The 16,557-nt window shown below is 37.9% G+C and carries 13 protein-coding genes; 9 read left to right on the top strand and 4 right to left on the bottom strand.

Features of this window, described 5'->3' with window-relative positions; translation table 11 throughout:
• Positions 1-22: 22 nt before the first annotated feature.
• Both AC3QLY_RS12495 and AC3QLY_RS12500 read left to right on the top strand, forming a co-directional pair.
• Positions 23-1,078: an arginase family protein gene (locus AC3QLY_RS12495; protein WP_492989826.1), complete on the top strand. Its 1,056-nt coding sequence runs from the start codon at positions 23-25 to the stop codon at positions 1,076-1,078.
• Between the two features lie 160 nt (positions 1,079-1,238).
• Complete coding sequence (locus AC3QLY_RS12500) at positions 1,239-1,421, top strand: hypothetical protein (protein WP_074420386.1); 183 nt, start codon at positions 1,239-1,241, stop codon at positions 1,419-1,421.
• Here the strand turns inward: AC3QLY_RS12500 and abc-f are convergent.
• Complete coding sequence (gene abc-f, locus AC3QLY_RS12505) at positions 1,418-3,358, bottom strand: ribosomal protection-like ABC-F family protein (protein ID WP_492989827.1); 1,941 nt, start codon at positions 3,356-3,358, stop codon at positions 1,418-1,420. The two genes, AC3QLY_RS12500 and abc-f, sit on opposite strands and share 4 nt — an antisense overlap.
• A 159-nt stretch (positions 3,359-3,517) precedes the next feature.
• Here abc-f and AC3QLY_RS12510 point away from each other — a divergent pair, with 159 nt between their 5' ends.
• On the top strand, positions 3,518-4,105 hold the full coding sequence (locus AC3QLY_RS12510) for a DUF3347 domain-containing protein (protein WP_074420385.1): 588 nt from the start codon (positions 3,518-3,520) through the stop codon (positions 4,103-4,105).
• Positions 4,106-4,134: 29 nt separating this feature from the next.
• Here AC3QLY_RS12510 and AC3QLY_RS12515 read toward each other — a convergent pair whose 3' ends face one another.
• Positions 4,135-5,334 carry a hypothetical protein gene (locus AC3QLY_RS12515; RefSeq protein WP_074420384.1) on the bottom strand — a complete coding sequence of 400 codons (1,200 nt, stop codon included), beginning with the start codon at positions 5,332-5,334 and terminating at the stop codon, positions 4,135-4,137.
• Between the two features lie 178 nt (positions 5,335-5,512).
• Between AC3QLY_RS12515 and thrS the strand changes: the two genes are divergently transcribed.
• From thrS to AC3QLY_RS12530, 3 genes are all read left to right on the top strand, one after another.
• Positions 5,513-7,450, top strand: a complete 1,938-nt coding sequence (thrS, locus tag AC3QLY_RS12520) for a threonine--tRNA ligase (protein ID WP_074420383.1) — start codon at positions 5,513-5,515, stop codon at positions 7,448-7,450.
• 51 nt (positions 7,451-7,501) lie between these two features.
• The gene (infC, locus tag AC3QLY_RS12525; protein ID WP_068242113.1) at positions 7,502-8,101 is read left to right on the top strand and encodes a translation initiation factor IF-3; all 600 of its coding nucleotides are present in this window, start codon (positions 7,502-7,504) and stop codon (positions 8,099-8,101) included.
• A 201-nt stretch (positions 8,102-8,302) separates the two neighbouring features.
• Positions 8,303-10,786 (top strand): TonB-dependent receptor, encoded by a 2,484-nt coding sequence (locus AC3QLY_RS12530; protein WP_492989828.1) that lies wholly within the window; start codon positions 8,303-8,305, stop codon positions 10,784-10,786.
• A 483-nt stretch (positions 10,787-11,269) separates the two neighbouring features.
• Here AC3QLY_RS12530 and AC3QLY_RS12535 read toward each other — a convergent pair whose 3' ends face one another.
• Together AC3QLY_RS12535 and AC3QLY_RS12540 are read right to left on the bottom strand one after the other, a co-directional pair.
• A complete protein-coding gene (locus tag AC3QLY_RS12535) occupies positions 11,270-12,796 on the bottom strand; it encodes a Do family serine endopeptidase (RefSeq protein ID WP_218331019.1) in 1,527 nt (508 codons plus the stop codon).
• 141 nt (positions 12,797-12,937) lie between these two features.
• Positions 12,938-14,011: an acyl-CoA reductase gene (locus AC3QLY_RS12540; protein WP_492989829.1), complete on the bottom strand. Its 1,074-nt coding sequence runs from the start codon at positions 14,009-14,011 to the stop codon at positions 12,938-12,940.
• Between the two features lie 18 nt (positions 14,012-14,029).
• Between AC3QLY_RS12540 and AC3QLY_RS12545 the strand changes: the two genes are divergently transcribed.
• The 3 genes from AC3QLY_RS12545 to AC3QLY_RS12555 all read left to right on the top strand — a co-directional run bounded on the left by AC3QLY_RS12545 (position 14,030) and on the right by AC3QLY_RS12555 (position 16,555).
• On the top strand, positions 14,030-14,377 hold the full coding sequence (locus AC3QLY_RS12545) for a 4Fe-4S dicluster domain-containing protein (RefSeq protein ID WP_218331020.1): 348 nt from the start codon (positions 14,030-14,032) through the stop codon (positions 14,375-14,377).
• A 326-nt stretch (positions 14,378-14,703) separates the two neighbouring features.
• The gene (locus AC3QLY_RS12550; protein ID WP_492989830.1) at positions 14,704-15,690 is read left to right on the top strand and encodes a D-alanine--D-alanine ligase; all 987 of its coding nucleotides are present in this window, start codon (positions 14,704-14,706) and stop codon (positions 15,688-15,690) included.
• A gap of 52 nt (positions 15,691-15,742) precedes the next feature.
• Positions 15,743-16,555 (top strand): PASTA domain-containing protein, encoded by an 813-nt coding sequence (locus AC3QLY_RS12555; RefSeq protein ID WP_218331022.1) that lies wholly within the window; start codon positions 15,743-15,745, stop codon positions 16,553-16,555.
• Positions 16,556-16,557: the final 2 nt, after the last annotated feature.

Raw genomic sequence — 16,557 nt, forward strand, 5'->3', positions numbered from 1 at the left:
ATTACTTATAAACTTTTTAATTATGCCCTATCTGCACCCATTTAAAAAAGAAGACATTTTATCGTTGGTTCGTATACGCAGGTACGAAACGAAATTAGGGGAGCGGGTGCAGACCATGCATCAGGTGCAGCAATTTAGAGAAAGTATGATGGAATCGGATGCGGATTTTGTTGTGCTGGGTATTCCGGAAGATATTGGCATAAAGGCCAATGAAGGGATTGGTGGCGCACATACCGCCTGGTCAGCATTTTTGCAAACTTTTCTCAACATTCAAAGCAACGATTTTTTAGATGGCCGGGAAATACTAATGGCAGGCTATTTCGATTTTGGTTCTTTACAGGATATAATTGAAATGAATGCATATAATTATGAAGAAAAAATAGAAGCATACCGACATGCAGTAAATACCATTGATGATGCTGTAGAACAGATGATTCATGAAATAACTCAGCAAAAAAAAATTCCCATTATTATAGGCGGTGGCCATAACAATGCCTACCCCTGTATTAAAGGTGCTGCAAAAGGCTGGTATAAAGCCGGTATGATTGATTTGCCGCAGATAAATGTAATTAATTTAGATGCGCATGCCGATTACCGTGCCATGGAAGGAAGGCATAGTGGCAATGCTTTCCGCTATGCGGAAGAAGATGGTTATTTGGAAAAATATTGTATTCTGGGCCTTCATGAAAATTATATTGCACAAAACATCTGGATGGATATTGTGAACAATCCCTTTATTGATTGCATTACGTACGAAGATATTTTTCTGCACGAAAAACGTAGTTTTCAACAGGCAATGGCACATGCTGCCGGTTTTACGGAAGGAGGTTTATGTGGCATTGAATTAGATGTGGATGCTATTGAAAATGTATTGAGTAGTGCCGGCAGCCCAACAGGTATTGGTGTTATCCATGCCCGGCAATATGTTAATTTTATGGCATGGAATACTCGGCCTGCCTATTTACATATCTGCGAAGCTGCTACCAGACTGGAAGATGGCCGTCAGAATATTGCTTCCGGAAAATTAATCAGTTATCTGGTGTCCGACTTTATTAAGGCCATGCTGGCGCAACTGTGAATAAAAAGAAAAAAAATAACAATGGTTTTAAAAAGGAGGCATAGCAATAACGATACCGTTTTTTATACCTATTTCCAATCCGGATTTGATGGGTTACCCAATGCCATTAGTGAATATCAGGCCGCTTTTGATAATGTAAAAGCTGCAATGGGAGAGGGCTATGTTTATTATTTTCAGAAAAAACAGCCCTGCAGAAGCAAAAGTTGTATTTGCAAAATTTTCTGATATTACCAAAGCAACTTATCCGGTAGTTACCATGCAATTACAAAAAAATATCAACATTGCCACGCTTTCAAAACAACAATATAAAATTGTGCTTGAGGTTGTAATGCCGGGCTATTAACCCTCTAATTCCATCAATTTTTCAAATAAAATTTCATATTGCTGCTGAGCGGCATCCCATTCATTTTGAATCGCAGTATAGGCTTTTTCAAATTCAGAAAATTTTGCAGGATCCTTGTACAAATCGGGGTGTACCAATGATATTTCCAAAGCTGATTTTTTCTCGTTCAGTGTTTCTAATAAAGCCTCTGTTTGTTGAAATTTTCTTTTTACCTGTGCTAATTCCTTTTTTTGTTGTTTTTCGGGTTGATTGAATGGGGTGTTATTTTTTTGAAAAGCTACTTCCTTAACCGGCTGAGGTGTTGCCGCTTTTCCTTCTTTTTTGGAAGAATTTTGCTTCGCCATTCTTTCATTCCATTCTACCCATTCCTGATAAGTTCCTTTAAATTCTTTAATCTGATGGTCAACAATTTCCCAAATTTTATTGGCTGTTTTTGAGATAAAAAACCGGTCGTGACTAACTAATAAATAACTGCCTTCATAATTATTCAGTGCCTCGGCCAATAGTTCAACAGAATGCATATCTAAGTGGTTGGTAGGTTCATCCAGTAATAGAAAATTACTTCGGCTTACAATTACTTTGGCCAAAGCAACACGAGCTTTTTCACCTCCGCTGAGTAATCTGATTTTTTTATCGCTGTCGTCCCCGCTGAATAAAAAACAACCTAACAAGGTGCGCAGTTCCAATTCATTTTTGTTGCTGCCACATTCTTTCATTTCATCCAGAATTGAATTGTTGAGGTTTAAGGCCTCTAATTGGTGTTGCGCATAAAAACTTTCCTCAACATTATGGCCCCAATTGCGCAATCCCTCAAATGTTTCAGTACCGGCAACAATTCTTAACAAAGTAGATTTTCCTTTACCATTGGCACCAATTAGTGCTATTTTATCGCCTCGGTTTATTTCGGCACTTGCATTTTGCAGAATGGTGGAAATACCAAATTTTTTATCAATATTTTTTAATTCGCAAATAATTTTACCCGGTTGTTTTTCTACTTGAAAATTTATTCTCATGTTTGGCCGCTCAAGGCTAACATTTTCAATGCGTTCAATTTTGTCTAATCGTTTAATGGCACTTTGTGCAGCAGCTGCTTTTGTGGCTTTTGAGCGAAAGCGTTCAATGAATCTTTCCTGCTGGCGAATGTATTCCTGTTGATTTTCATATGCTTTTTGCTGCAGTTCAATACGTAGCTCTTTTTCTTTTTCATAAAAATCAAAATCGCCCACGTACACATGTAATTGTTGTTGGTACAATTCAACGATTTTATTCACCATTCTATTTAAAAAGAACTTATCATGACTGACAATTACCACGCTACCCTGATAGTGTTTTAGGTACTTTTCTAACCATTCAATAGAAGGCAGGTCAAGATGGTTGGTCGGTTCATCTAACAATAGTACATCGGGTTGTTGTAAAATCATTTTGGCCAAAAGTACCCGCATCCGCCATCCACCACTGAATTCTTTGTAAGGACGGTGCAGATCGGCATTTTGAAAGCCAAGTCCCTGTAATACCTCCTCTGTTCTGTGATGAATGGTATAACCGCCGGCTACTTCCAGTTCGTGTAACTTATCGGTATATGCCATTAAAAGTGCTTCGTCTTCTTTTGTTTCCAAAATTTTACCCAATTCCGCAATTTCTCTTTCTAATTGTTTTACTTTTTCAAAGGCACCCATCGCTACTTCAAGAATGGAATCATTGGTATCAAAACTCAATAAATCCTGATGCAGATACCCAATGGTGGTATCTTTCCCTTTTTCAACTGTGCCTTTTGATGGAGTATACTCGCCCACCAAAACCTTTAATAGGGTCGATTTTCCGGTTCCGTTATACCCAATTAATCCAATTCTGTCACCCGGCTGTATGTGCCAGGTAGCATCTGCTACAATTACTCTTGCACCAAATTCAAACGTAACATTTTGTAAACCTATCAACATTTTTTTTTGTATGTTTTGCTGCAAAGGTAATTGTCTGGTTTGAATGCATGCATGCAATAAGTGACATGCATCTAATTATCAATATATTGAAGGTAATTCAGAACTGATTTGCGCAGGTTTAAGTAAATTTGATGTATTATTCAGTATAAAATTGATGGTATGAAATTATGGCATTGGGGTTTTGTATGTTGTTTTGTTGTAATAGGATTAATAGCATGTAATCAAACCAATAATAAAGTTCCTATTCAGGAAAATACAGATGAGCCACTCATGGTATCGAAACACCAAATAAAATTTGATGCTGCATTTTCGGTGTTTCTGCACCAGTATTATCAATTGTCTGACGGATTGTATCATCAACAAATGAATACTATGAACAAAGCTGCTACCGATATGATGACTGCTGCCGATAGTTTACCGTTTCAGTTACTGAAAGCAGATACAGTGATTATTGAAACAGCACAACAAAATGTTGCGAACATAAAGGCAGATTTAGCGGGTATGGTTGGTGAACAAAATATGCAGGAAAAATTAAAAGGTTTTGCTGCAGTAAGCCAGGCGTTATATGATTTAATTAGAACCGTTCAATACAGTAAAGAAACAGTATATCATTTTCATTGTTCTACTGTTTTTAATAATGCCGGAGCCGATTGGTTAAGTAATTGTTCTGAAATTCAAAATCCATATTTGCCAAAAGCAAAAACTGTTTGTGGTAGTTTATTGGATTCATTACAATTTAAACCTTAAAACAAGCTTGCATTTGCATCATTATTATTTTAATATTTTTCTGCCCGGATGGTTTTGGGTCGGTAAGTAATTAGTACTTTGGCATTGGTGCCTTCATCAGAAGTAATAAAAATTTCATGCCTTTCATTACCGGCTGTGACTACCATTAATGCAGTATTGGGCGGTACATCGCCTAAATTATTGGCCACTGTAATAATTTCATGTGTTGGATTTTCTTTGCTCAGATGCAAGTATACTGTAATGGGTTTTTCGCTGAGCCTGCCGCTGTTCACCACTAATTGATGGTCATCATATACAGTAATAGTATCATTGTCAATTACACCATTGTCGTAAAAATCTATTTTTACATCTGGTGCAGCAACAAATATTTCCTTCACCATTTTATTTTTTCGTTCGGTTAATTCAGGTGGAATAACCGAAGACTGGGGAGTTGTTTTTACAACCGGTTTTTGGGCCGTATCCGGTAAAACCGGCGTTGTTTCCCTTTGCTTGTTTTGTTGTAAATTGGGTGTTGCAGGTTTTGTATTATTCCCACTTATTGTATTTTTTTGTTGTATTTCCTGAATCAATGCATTAATTTGTTGATTGTTGTTGAAATCAGGCGCTGGATTTACATCGGGTATTTTTTTTAGCAAAGCAGCTTTGCTTTTGGGCCCCCAGTTGCCATCTACAGTAATTCCCAATGCCTGTTGTAATTTTTTGATATTAACATGCTCAGAAGAGGCAATAGCCGGTGGTGAATCCGGTTTATTTTTCTCAACCAGCGGGTTTTGTTTTAAGAAGGGGGCAGGTTCAAAATCAGATTCGGGCACTTTTTCTAAATATACCATCCCACTGCCGCAATCCGTTTTATCTTTTTCACCCATACTGGAATAAGTACCGGAAAGCGTTTGCAGTTTACCTTCTTTACTATAATCCAAATAACAGGTCATTAAACAGGGCACACTGTAATCGCCAGCTTTTATTTCCAGCATTTTGGTTTCTTTGATTACTAAATTTTTAGTAGCAGGCGTATACAAGCCCCTGAATGCAGCCTTACCATAAAATACAGTGGTTTTATAGGAATAAGTAACACCTTCCAATGCTTTATTGGGCAGCTCATTAATTTGCACTTCATACTTATATCTGTCTTCCACAAACTGTCCGGAAAAGGGGTTATAATTTTTTTGTATAAAATAGCCCCTCCATATTCCCGTTAATTTTTGAGCGGGGAGCAATTGAAAATTCATGCAGAGAAAAAGGCAGATTGCAACAACACGATACATATCTTACAAAGCTAAGTTTCTTAATGAGGATGGCAGTATAATAAAGCGTTAAGGTTTTTTGAAGCAATTTAGTACAAAAAAAAATCTCTGCTGCCAATTTGTTACCTTTGTGTTTCTTTAAAAAATATATTTAAAATTGAATATGATTGAAATTCGTTTTCCCGATGGTGCAGTGAGGACATACCCCAAAGGCACCACTTCATTGGAAATAGCAAAATCTATTAGTGAGGGATTAGCAAAAAAAGTACTGGCAGCTAAAGTGAATGGTGTGGTTTGGGATGCCACACGACCTATTGAAACCGATGCTACATTGCAATTACTTACCTGGAATGATACCGATGGCAAACAAACTTTTTGGCATTCTTCAGCTCACTTAATGGCCGAAGCGGTTGAAAGTATGTTTCCGGGTGTTAAATTTTGGGTAGGCCCGGCCATTGACCATGGATTTTATTATGACATGGATCTGGGCGACAGAAAAATGACGGAAGAGGATTTGCTAGCATTAGAGAAAAAAATGAATGAACTGGCTAAACAAGCCAATGCCTACCGGCGTAAAGCCATACCCAAAGCCGAAGCCATTGCTTATTTTAATGAAAAAGGCGATGAATATAAATTAGACCTTTTACAAAACCTAAACGATGGCGAAATTACTTTTTATACCCAGGGTAACTTTACCGACCTGTGCCGTGGCCCGCATATTCCCAATACCGGATTTATTAAAGCCATTAAGCTTACCAATATAGCCGGTGCATACTGGAAGGGAGATGAACACAATAAACAACTTACCAGGGTATATGGCATTACATTCCCCAATCAGAATGAGTTGGATGAATATTTAGCCATGTTAGAAGAGGCTAAAAAACGCGACCATCGTAAATTAGGCAAAGAATTAAGTATTTTTACAATGGATGATGATGTTGGTCCGGGTTTGCCTTTATGGATGCCCAATGGCACCATTATTATTGAAGAATTAGAAAAATTAGCCAAAGAAACAGAAGAAGATGCCGGTTATAAAAGGGTAGTAACACCGCATATTGCCAAAGAAAGCATGTATTTAACCAGTGGTCACCTGCCTTATTATGCCGACAGTATGTTTCCGCCCATGGAAATGGATGGAGAGAAATATTATTTAAAAGCCATGAACTGTCCGCATCACCACAAAATTTTTGCTGCGGAATCCAAAAGTTATCGTGATTTGCCTTACCGCATTGCAGAATATGGTACCTGTTATCGGTATGAGCAGAGTGGCGAATTATTTGGCTTAATGCGGGTGCGTTGTTTGCATATGAATGATGCACATATTTATTGTACCAAAGAACAGTTTGCTGAAGAATTTGAGGCAGTAAACAATATGTATCTGAAATATTTTGATTTATTTGGAATAGATAAATATGTGATGCGCTTATCATTGCACGATCCGGCTAAACTGGGGCAGAAATATGTGAATGAACCGCAATTGTGGTTAGAAACCGAAGAAATGGTACGTAAAGTTTTAATAGAAACCAATACACCTTTCATTGAAGTGCCCGATGAAGCTGCCTTTTACGGGCCTAAAATTGATGTACAGATATGGAGTGCCATTGGGCGTGAGTTTACTTTAGCCACCAACCAGGTAGATTTTAATTCAGGAAGAAAATTTTCATTAGCCTACACCACCGCCAATAATGATACAGATATTCCGCTGATTATTCATAGGGCACCTTTAGGTACACATGAGCGATTTATTGGCTTTTTGTTAGAACATTATGCAGGTAAATTTCCGGTATGGCTTGCGCCGCAGCAAGTGGCTGTATTGCCCATTAGCGATAAGTTTGCTGCTTATGCACAGGAAGTAGTACGGCAATTGAAGCAATACCGGGTACGTGCTCAGGTAGATGAACGCAATGAAAAAATAGGAAAGAAAATTCGGGAAGCTGAAATGATGCGAATACCTTATATGTTGGTAGTGGGCGAAAAAGAAATGAATGAAAATATGCTCTCAGTTCGCCGTCAGGGAAGAGGAGATGCAGGCACTTTACCTGTTGAAGCTTTCATAAAAAATATCGTTGCAGAAATATCTAACCGTAAATCTGTTGATTAGCAATATTTAATCATTATTTTTACATTCGAATTTATAATTTAAACCAGTTTAATGGCATTACCTTTTAAAAGTAACAGCGGTGGATACGGAGGAAGAATGAATCCCCGCTTTCAAAGACATCAGGAACCTGAACATCGAATTAACGAAAGAATCAGAGCAGCGCAGGTAAGGTTGGTAGGTGATAATGTAACCGTGGGAATTTATCCGTTACAGGAAGCATTGAAAATTGCGGCAGAACAAGAGATGGATTTGGTGGAAATATCGCCCAACGCAGATCCACCAGTTTGTAAAGTAATTGATTACAAAAAATTTCTGTACGAAAAAAAGAAGAAAGAAAAGGAAATGAAAGCCAATGCCAAACAAAGCGAAGTAAAAGAAATTCGCTTTACGCCAGGCACCGACGATCATGATTTCGACTTTAAATCCAAACATGCAGAAAAGTTTTTACAGGATGGCAATAAAGTGAAAGCTTATGTTCAATTTAAAGGAAGGGCTATTCAGTTTAAAGAAAGAGGAGAACTGATATTATTAAAATTTGCTGAAAGACTGGCAGAAATTAGTCAGCCGGAAAGTTTACCCAAATTAGAAGGCAAAAGAATGTTTCTGATGCTTACGCCTAAAACAGCAAAAAAGAAAAAAGAATCCGCATAAATTTAAATTGTTACATCATTATTAAGAGGCTGTCTCAAAATTGAGGCCGCCTCTTTTATTGTACATTAGTTTTTTTGATATTTATCAAACCAGTAATACCGCTCATACATTTTAACATACTGCAAAGTTTTTATACAGATTTCCTACAGAATACAAGGTTAGTTTTGCAATTTAATTAGTTGCCGAAAATTCTTTTAACTGATGTATAAATTTTTCCTCACTGTTTTATTGTTTATTGTTTCAACACAGGTTCAGGCTTTTGATGCTGCTGCGGGCAAAGTAACCGGTAAGGTAATGGATGCTGTAAGCAAACAACCCATTGAATATGCAACGATAACCGTTTTAAATAAAAGCACAAAGAATGTAGTCAATGGAACCATTACCGATGGCACGGGATCTTTTGTAATAAAAGGATTGGCTCCGGGCAATTATATTTTTAAAATACAATCGCTGGGTTATCAGGAATATACCATTAATACAGTTAGTGTACAAAAAAACGCTTCCATCAACTTACCGGTTATTGCATTGGTAAAACAGGAGAATGTACTACAAGGCGTTACCGTTACTGCTAAAAAACCTTTGGTTGAAAACAAAATTGATAAGATGGTTTTTAATGCAGAAAAGGATCTTACCTCTCAAAGTGGGGTTGCTACCGATTTATTGAAGAAAGTGCCCATGGTTTCAGTAGATGTAGATGGTAATGTACAGTTGGCAGGTAGTTCCAGTATTCAGTTTTTAATTAATGGGCGACCTTCTACCGCATTTGGCAATAATATTGCCGATGTATTACAGGCAATACCTGCCAGCCAGATTAAAAGTATTGAAGTGATTACCAACCCCGGCGCCAAATATGATGCATCCGGATTAGGTGGTATCATTAACATCATTTTAAAAGATAACCATGCAAAAGGCATCAATGGTAATTTGTCATTAACAGCAGGTACTTTATTGCAAAATGGTTCTTTTAACCTAACAGCAAGAAAGAAAAATTTTGGTATCAATGCATTTGTAAGCGGCGGTGCCCGTTTAAGATCAACCACTCCCAATACAGTTGACAGAGTATCGATGGATACGCTGAATAAAACCAATGTTGCTTTATTACAATCAGGCACATCACGTTTTACCCGTCATGGCATGCAATCGGGGGTTGGCTTCGACTGGACACTCGATTCAATGAATAATATTTCAGGCGGTGTAAATTATAATTTGTTTGGGTATGCCGGCAGCGGTTTTGTGAATCAAACACAAACCACCACCGATATAATGAACGGTGGCAATGTGTTATCTGACATCGCTTCTTTCAGTAACTCAAATGGCGGATTTCATTTTCATAATATTGATGCCAATTTAAATTACAAGAAAACATTTGCAAAGCCCGATCAGGAATTAGATATTTCATTGAATTCCAGTTTTGGACATAATCATGGTTACTCAAACAGCGAGCAGTTTTTAGTACCATCCGATTCAAAGTTTTTTGGAACACAGAACGATAATCCGGGTACCAATAACGTACATGTATTGACGGTAGATTATACACAACCCATTACCTCAAAAATAAAATTTGGAACCGGAGGCAGAGTTACTTTAACCGATATTAACAGTACAGCTTCCATTCTTTCACTCAATAACAATACCGGCAATTATTATTTTGATTCTACACAATCCAACCATCTCAACTACCATCAGCAGGTATATGCTGTATATAGCGAATTAAGTTTTCCGGTTGGGACCTTGTTTGATGCTAAAGTTGGCGGACGTTACGAAAGAACTGAAATAAACGATTATTATTCCAATGCAATCTCCCAGGTAAAAACCCCGGGTTACAATACATTTGTACCCAGTGTTTACTTCATCAGAAAATTAACCGGCAATTCAACTTTAAAAATTAGCTACTCTAAACGAATAGAACGCCCCAGCTATCAGGATTTGAACCCTTTCGTTAATACTAGCGATCCTAAAAATATTTCAACAGGTAATCCTTATTTGCAACCCCAAATAGGTAACCGCTATGAGTTGAGTTACAACAAGCAAATTAATAATATAGGTTCGTTTATGATCGCAGCATTTTATCGCACATCAAATCATGATATACAGCCTTATGTGGTTTTTTATCCTGATTATACCGTAGGAGACTCAGTTTTTACAAATGTATCAGTGAGTACCCGACAGAACATTGGCTTGGAAAAAAATATAGGTATAAATTTATTTTCCAGTATTGATGTATCCAATGCACTGAACCTGCGAACCAATATGTTTTTTTATGAACGCAATACCATCAACGCATTAGATCCTGGCTATAATTCAAATAGTTTCAATTACCATATTAATTTAAATGCGAGTTACCAGTTTAAACATGATGTAGCAGCAGAAGTATTTGGTAATTTTCGTTCTGCCAGAAATGAAGTACAGGGCAGGTATCCCTCTTTCACTACTTACAGCTTTGCGGTTCGTAAACAATTTTGGAACAAAAAAGGAAGTTTGGCTTTAACAGCAGTAAATGTATTCAGTCAATATCTTGATCAGAGAACGGTTTTAACAGGACCCAATTTTACCACCAATAATTTAAGACAAATTCCTTTTCGCTCTATCGGACTCAATTTTACTTGGAAATTCGGTAAGTTAGAATTTAAAAAAGACGACAATACCAAGCCAGATTCCGGGGGAAATGGATTAGACAATGGTTAGTATATGCTACTGAACTGTTGATGTATTTGTATTTCCAATTTATCAATCACCATCATAGCATTCAGAATTTATTCCAGGCCACCCCTGCCACTCATTTTTGGCACCCTAAAGGCTCTTTCAATGTGCCATAGGTTCTTATAATTTTCAATGACCTGCTTATCGGATATTTTGGTATTGGTGGTGTATCCTTTTAACCCATCCCAGACTTTATCCTGATGAAACTTTTGATAATCAATAGCTATAGATATATTGCCTTCTAATTTTAAGTATTTGTTGTAGCCTTTGTTGTTGATGTTTTCATTTTCTGTTGTATTGATGCATGAAAATAACTTTCATGAGAACATAAGTAATTGGACATGCGGCTACTCATGTATGGCTATCACAAAAAAATGATTCTTTTAAAAGTAGTGAAAACCTACAGTCATCAAAAAGCCACCTTTTACAAGATGGCCTTTTTTTATATACGGGTTAATCTGTGTTGTGTTATTCACCACCGTCAATCCGAACGGGATAGCTATAGGTATCACCATAACCGGGATAAATACCATCTATTCTAACGGTACCACTATTGCTGGAATTAGATAGGGCAGCTTTTAAATCGTCTACTGTTTTTACTTCAATACCATTTACGGCAGTAATCACAAATCCTTCCTGTATGCGTGATTTTTGAATAGCGCCACCGGGCTGTATTTTCTTTACTACTACACCACCATTTAGGTTATTGGCATCGGCGGTCTTCTTATCTACATTCGCCAGATCGGCTCCCAAACGATCCATTACATTGGCTACCTTCACTACATTGGTGTTACCTGCTTTGTTTTTAAGGGTAACGTTCACGGTTTTCTGTTCGCCGTTTCTGATATAACCCAGTGTAATTTTATCACCCGGTTTGTAACGGGCAATTTGTTCAACCATTTCTGGTCCTGTGGTAACGGTCACCCCATTGATGTTGGTAATAATATCGCCTTTTTTAATGCCTGCCTCAGCAGCGGCACCACCGGCGGGTACATCTAATACATAAATACCATTGTTTACATCTTTAATACCGGCTTGTTTTTTCTCTTCATCACTCAAACCATCTTTAGGATAAGATATACCCAAAAATGCACGTTGTACGGTTCCGTATTTAATAATATCGTTCACAACTTTCTTTACAATATTTACCGGAATAGCATACGAGTATCCTGCATAAGAACCGGTAGGAGAGGCAATAGCCGAATTAATACCAATTAATTCGCCACGGGTATTGATTAATGCACCGCCACTGTTACCCGGGTTAACTGCCGCATCGGTTTGGATAAATGATTCAATAGGTGTTGCACTTTGGCGTGAGTTAATATTAATCTGCCTGGCTTTGGCACTAATAATACCGGCGGTAACCGTAACGTCTAATGTCAATGGATAACCAATAGCCAGTACCCATTGTCCTAATTTGGCTTCATCACTATTGCCGTATACCAGATAGGGAAGGTTTTTGGCATCAATTTTAATAACAGCCAAATCACTACTGGGGTCGGTACCTACTACCGTTGCTTTGTACGTTTTGCGGTTAGGTAAGGTAATATTAATTTCATCGGCACCATCAATCACGTGGTTATTGGTAACAATATAGCCATCTTCACTAATAATAACCCCACTGCCACTGGCTCTTTGTTCAGGAATAATTCTGGGGCCCATGCCACCAAATAAATCGCCAAACATATTATCGCCAAAAAAATCGCTGAATGGGTCATTGCGTTTGGGTAAGTCATTGCTAACCTGTTTGGCTTTGGTTCTGGTTTTAATATGAACAACTGCAGGTGTGGCCGCAGCACAAGCCTCTGTAAAATCAAAACTGTTGTCTGATGATCCGGAATGGTTGTTAAAAAAACCGGCATAGTTTACGGGTAATTTACCGGGTTCCTGCATTCCTGCATACCTGTATTCCTGATAACGGCCAAAGCCCCATACACTTAATAAAGCGGTTGCAGCACTAATGGCAACAATCGCTAACACGTTTTTAAGTTTCATAGTATATACATTAATAAATGTGAAAAATTAAACTTCTATTGCAAAGTAACGAAGCAGTTTGAATACTGTTTGTTAGTAAAAATCCATTTAACAAATGTTTTACGATGCTTGTCGTATTTGCTGTTAGTGAACTCAAAAAAATTATAACACGCTTTGGTTAACATGGTTGTAATTAGCAATGTTGTTTAAAAATAATAAGGTGTCTTCTCCATCGGCATAATCGTTCAGTGCCGGTTGTTGCGCATTTCCGAAAGGTACATCTTTTTTGCTAACAATGCATTGTACATCGTTGTTTCGTTGCAATGTTTTTTTCAATTCCTGTGCATTGCTGTAATAACCGTAGTGTATTTGTGCAATGGGTGAGAAGAGTGTTTCTTTTTCTACCAGCAGCACCGATTCATTCGTCATATAATACTGATTGCTCATAATTAATACAGCCAGTTGGTAATCATAATTGTGTTTGTATTTATGAAAATCCATATAATAATCGTATTGCTTCAAGGCTTGCAGCAGAAGGATGAAATCATAATTTTCCGGAACATAAATTTTGGTAACATTTCTGCATCCCAAACCAAAATACAATTGAATGTCTGAGGCCAGGGCAGCAAGTTCCTCTTTTGTTTCCTCACCGGTTAACAGTGCTACAGAGGTTCTGTTGCGGCGTATAATGTGCGGATATTTTCCAAAATAATAGTCAAAATACCGGCTACTGTTATTGCTGCCTGTGGCAATATAGGCATCACAGCCTTTTAATTGTGGCGCAATAGTGATGCTATCTTTCAGTGAAGGCTCAAAGACAAATAATTTTTGTATCAGGTGGGTGATCAGTACTTCATCTTTTGAAGAAGGTTTAATAATGGCATTGTGCCCGCTGATGCATACACATAAAAAATCATGAAACCCAACCAATGGAATATTACCAGCCATTACAATACCAATATTTTTGGGGCTTGCATTGTGTTGGGCAATATCGTATTGCTGTACCCAGGCGGCTAATTTATCTTCCTGTAAAAAAGCGGTACAAATATTTTCAATGGCTGTATCAATAAATTCGGGTAAAAACCAGAAATTTTTTTCGGCAGCTATTTTTTTTATAGCTTGCCATTCTGCCTCATTTGCCTGCATATAGGCGCCTAATTTGCTCAATGCGATAATTCTTTGTGCTAAATCCATTTGTTGAATTGCTTTTGCGTTTAAATTTGTTACATCTTTCAAAAATTCAAAATTACACTTATGGCCATTAAAATTACAGATGAATGTATTAATTGCGGTGCCTGTGAGCCCGAATGTCCCAATAATGCTATTTACGAAGGCGGTGTTGAATGGGCAATTGCCGATGGAACTACTGTAAAAGGCACGTTTACTTTAATGGACGGTACTGCTGTGGATGTAGAACAACGCTTTCCACCCATATCAACCGATACCTATTATATTGTTCCCAATAAATGTACGGAGTGTCAGGGTTTTCATGAAGAGCCCCAATGCGCCTCTGTTTGTCCGGTAGATTGTTGCGTACCCGATGAAATGTATCAGGAAACAGTAGAAGGGCTGCTTGCTAAAAAAGACCGTTTGCATATTTAACATTTGTGCATATTTTTTTGTAGAAAAAAATTTGTCATTTTCTACAAAAGCATATTAACTTTATAAGGTCAATCAAATGCTACTGAAAAGTAACATTCTGTAACGGTGGGTGATATTTCCCGCCAGCGTGAGGTGAAGAAGCTATAGGTTTCTTCACCTTTTTTGTAGCCGATTGGTGCTGAGCATAGCTGCTGATTCTCGAACTCGTATCCATTGTAAACATAGAATAGTTGCTATATTTGGCGTATACATGTAAAAAAGGTAATTGGGTTGGCCTTTTAATACACATGATAATTGCAAATGGTAAAAAGTATTAATCATAATATATGAAGAAAAAGATTGCTTTGGTTACGGGCGGATATAGTCGCGAGGCGGAAATAAGTTATAAAAGCGCTAAAACAATAGAAACGCATATCAATCGCTCATTATACGATGTATTTGTGATTGATATTACTCCGGAAGGATGGTGGTATATTCCATCCAATGGTCAACAACAGCCAGTGAACAAAGCCGATTTTACTATTCAGGAATCGGGTACTACCATTCATTTTGATGCCGTTTTATTTTGTATACACGGCACACCCGGCGAGGATGGTAAAATGCAGGGCTATTTTGATATGCTACATCTGCCTTATACTAGTTGTGATGCTGCTACATCGGCCATTACCTTTAATAAACGGTATACCGTTGCTGTAGTAGCATTCAGTGGCATTTCGGTTGCCAAAAGCATGCATGTATTTCATCATACACCGGTAACTGCAACTGAAATTTTGCAAACCATACAATTGCCTGTGTTTATTAAACCCAATAATGGTGGCAGTAGCATTGGTATGAGTAAAGTGAATGATGCGGCCGAACTAATGCCCGCTATTGAAAAAGCATTCCAAGAAGACAATCAGGTGTTGGTAGAAGAATATATTGCCGGCCGTGAATTTACCATTGGGGTATTTAAATCTGAAGGAAACATTATTGTATTGCCCATTACAGAGGTGATGACCGAAAAAGATTTTTTTGATTTTGAAGCAAAATACCATGGAAAAAGCAAGGAAATTACGCCGGCCATTATACCTGCCGAATGGCAAAACAAATTAGAAGCAGCAGCAAGAAAGGTTTATGAAGTGTTGAATTGCCGCGGTATTGTACGAATGGATTTTATTTTTAATGAAACCAGGCAAGCGCCTTATTTGTTAGAAGTGAACACAATACCCGGACAAAGCGAAGCGAGTATTGTACCCCAGCAGGTTAAAGCAATGGGGTGGAGCCTGCAGGAATTTTATACCCGATTAATTGAGGAGGCTTTTAACAAATACTAAATGGCTTTTACCCTTCAAATCAATTATTTTCACCGAACCAACTAAAAATATCGTGTTTAAATTCATTACGCGTAAGCCTCTTTGGGTAAATATTATGGCAGCCATTGGCATTGTATTGGTTGCGCTGTTTGTTTTCATTGAAATGTTGTCGTTTATAACCCAACATAATAAAACCGAAAAAGTACCCTCTGTAATTGGGCAAAATATAGATGCTGCACGAGAAGCTTTAACCGCAAAGGGTTTTCATGTGCAGGTAATCGATTCAGTATATGATAATACCATTGGGGCATTGGCTGTGGCCAAACAAAGTCCTGATGCCGATGCACAGGTTAAACTGGGGCGTACTATTTATTTAACCGTGAATCGGGCATCAGCACCCGAAGTATCAATGCCCAACTTAATCGGTTTTTCCATTAAAAGTGCACAAATGTATTTGCAAACCCTTGGGTTAAAAATGGGTGATACTACTTATAAACCGGATATTGCCCGTAATGCTGTGTTAGAGCAACGGTATAATGGAAGCAGCATTAAGCCCGGCACCAAATTGCCCGTGGGCAGCGCTATTAGTTTTGTGTTAGGCAGCGGTATTGGCAGTGGTGAATACCAGGTGCCCGATTTAATTGGACTCACTTTGGCACAGGCACGTAACCAGTTGAATGCTTTAAATATTAATATTGGTTCAATTGTACCCATGGATAACGTGTCTGATACATTGAATGCTTTTATTGTGAAACAAATTCCGGAAGTATTTACCGAAGTATCACCGGGTACCAAAGTGCATAATGTAATTCATCAGGGACAGGTGGTAGATGTATTTATCAGTAGTACACCACCACCCGCAAGAGATTCTGCCTTGCGCTACTAAAC

Source organism: Hydrotalea sp. GW822-HT8A01, assembly GCF_058798575.1.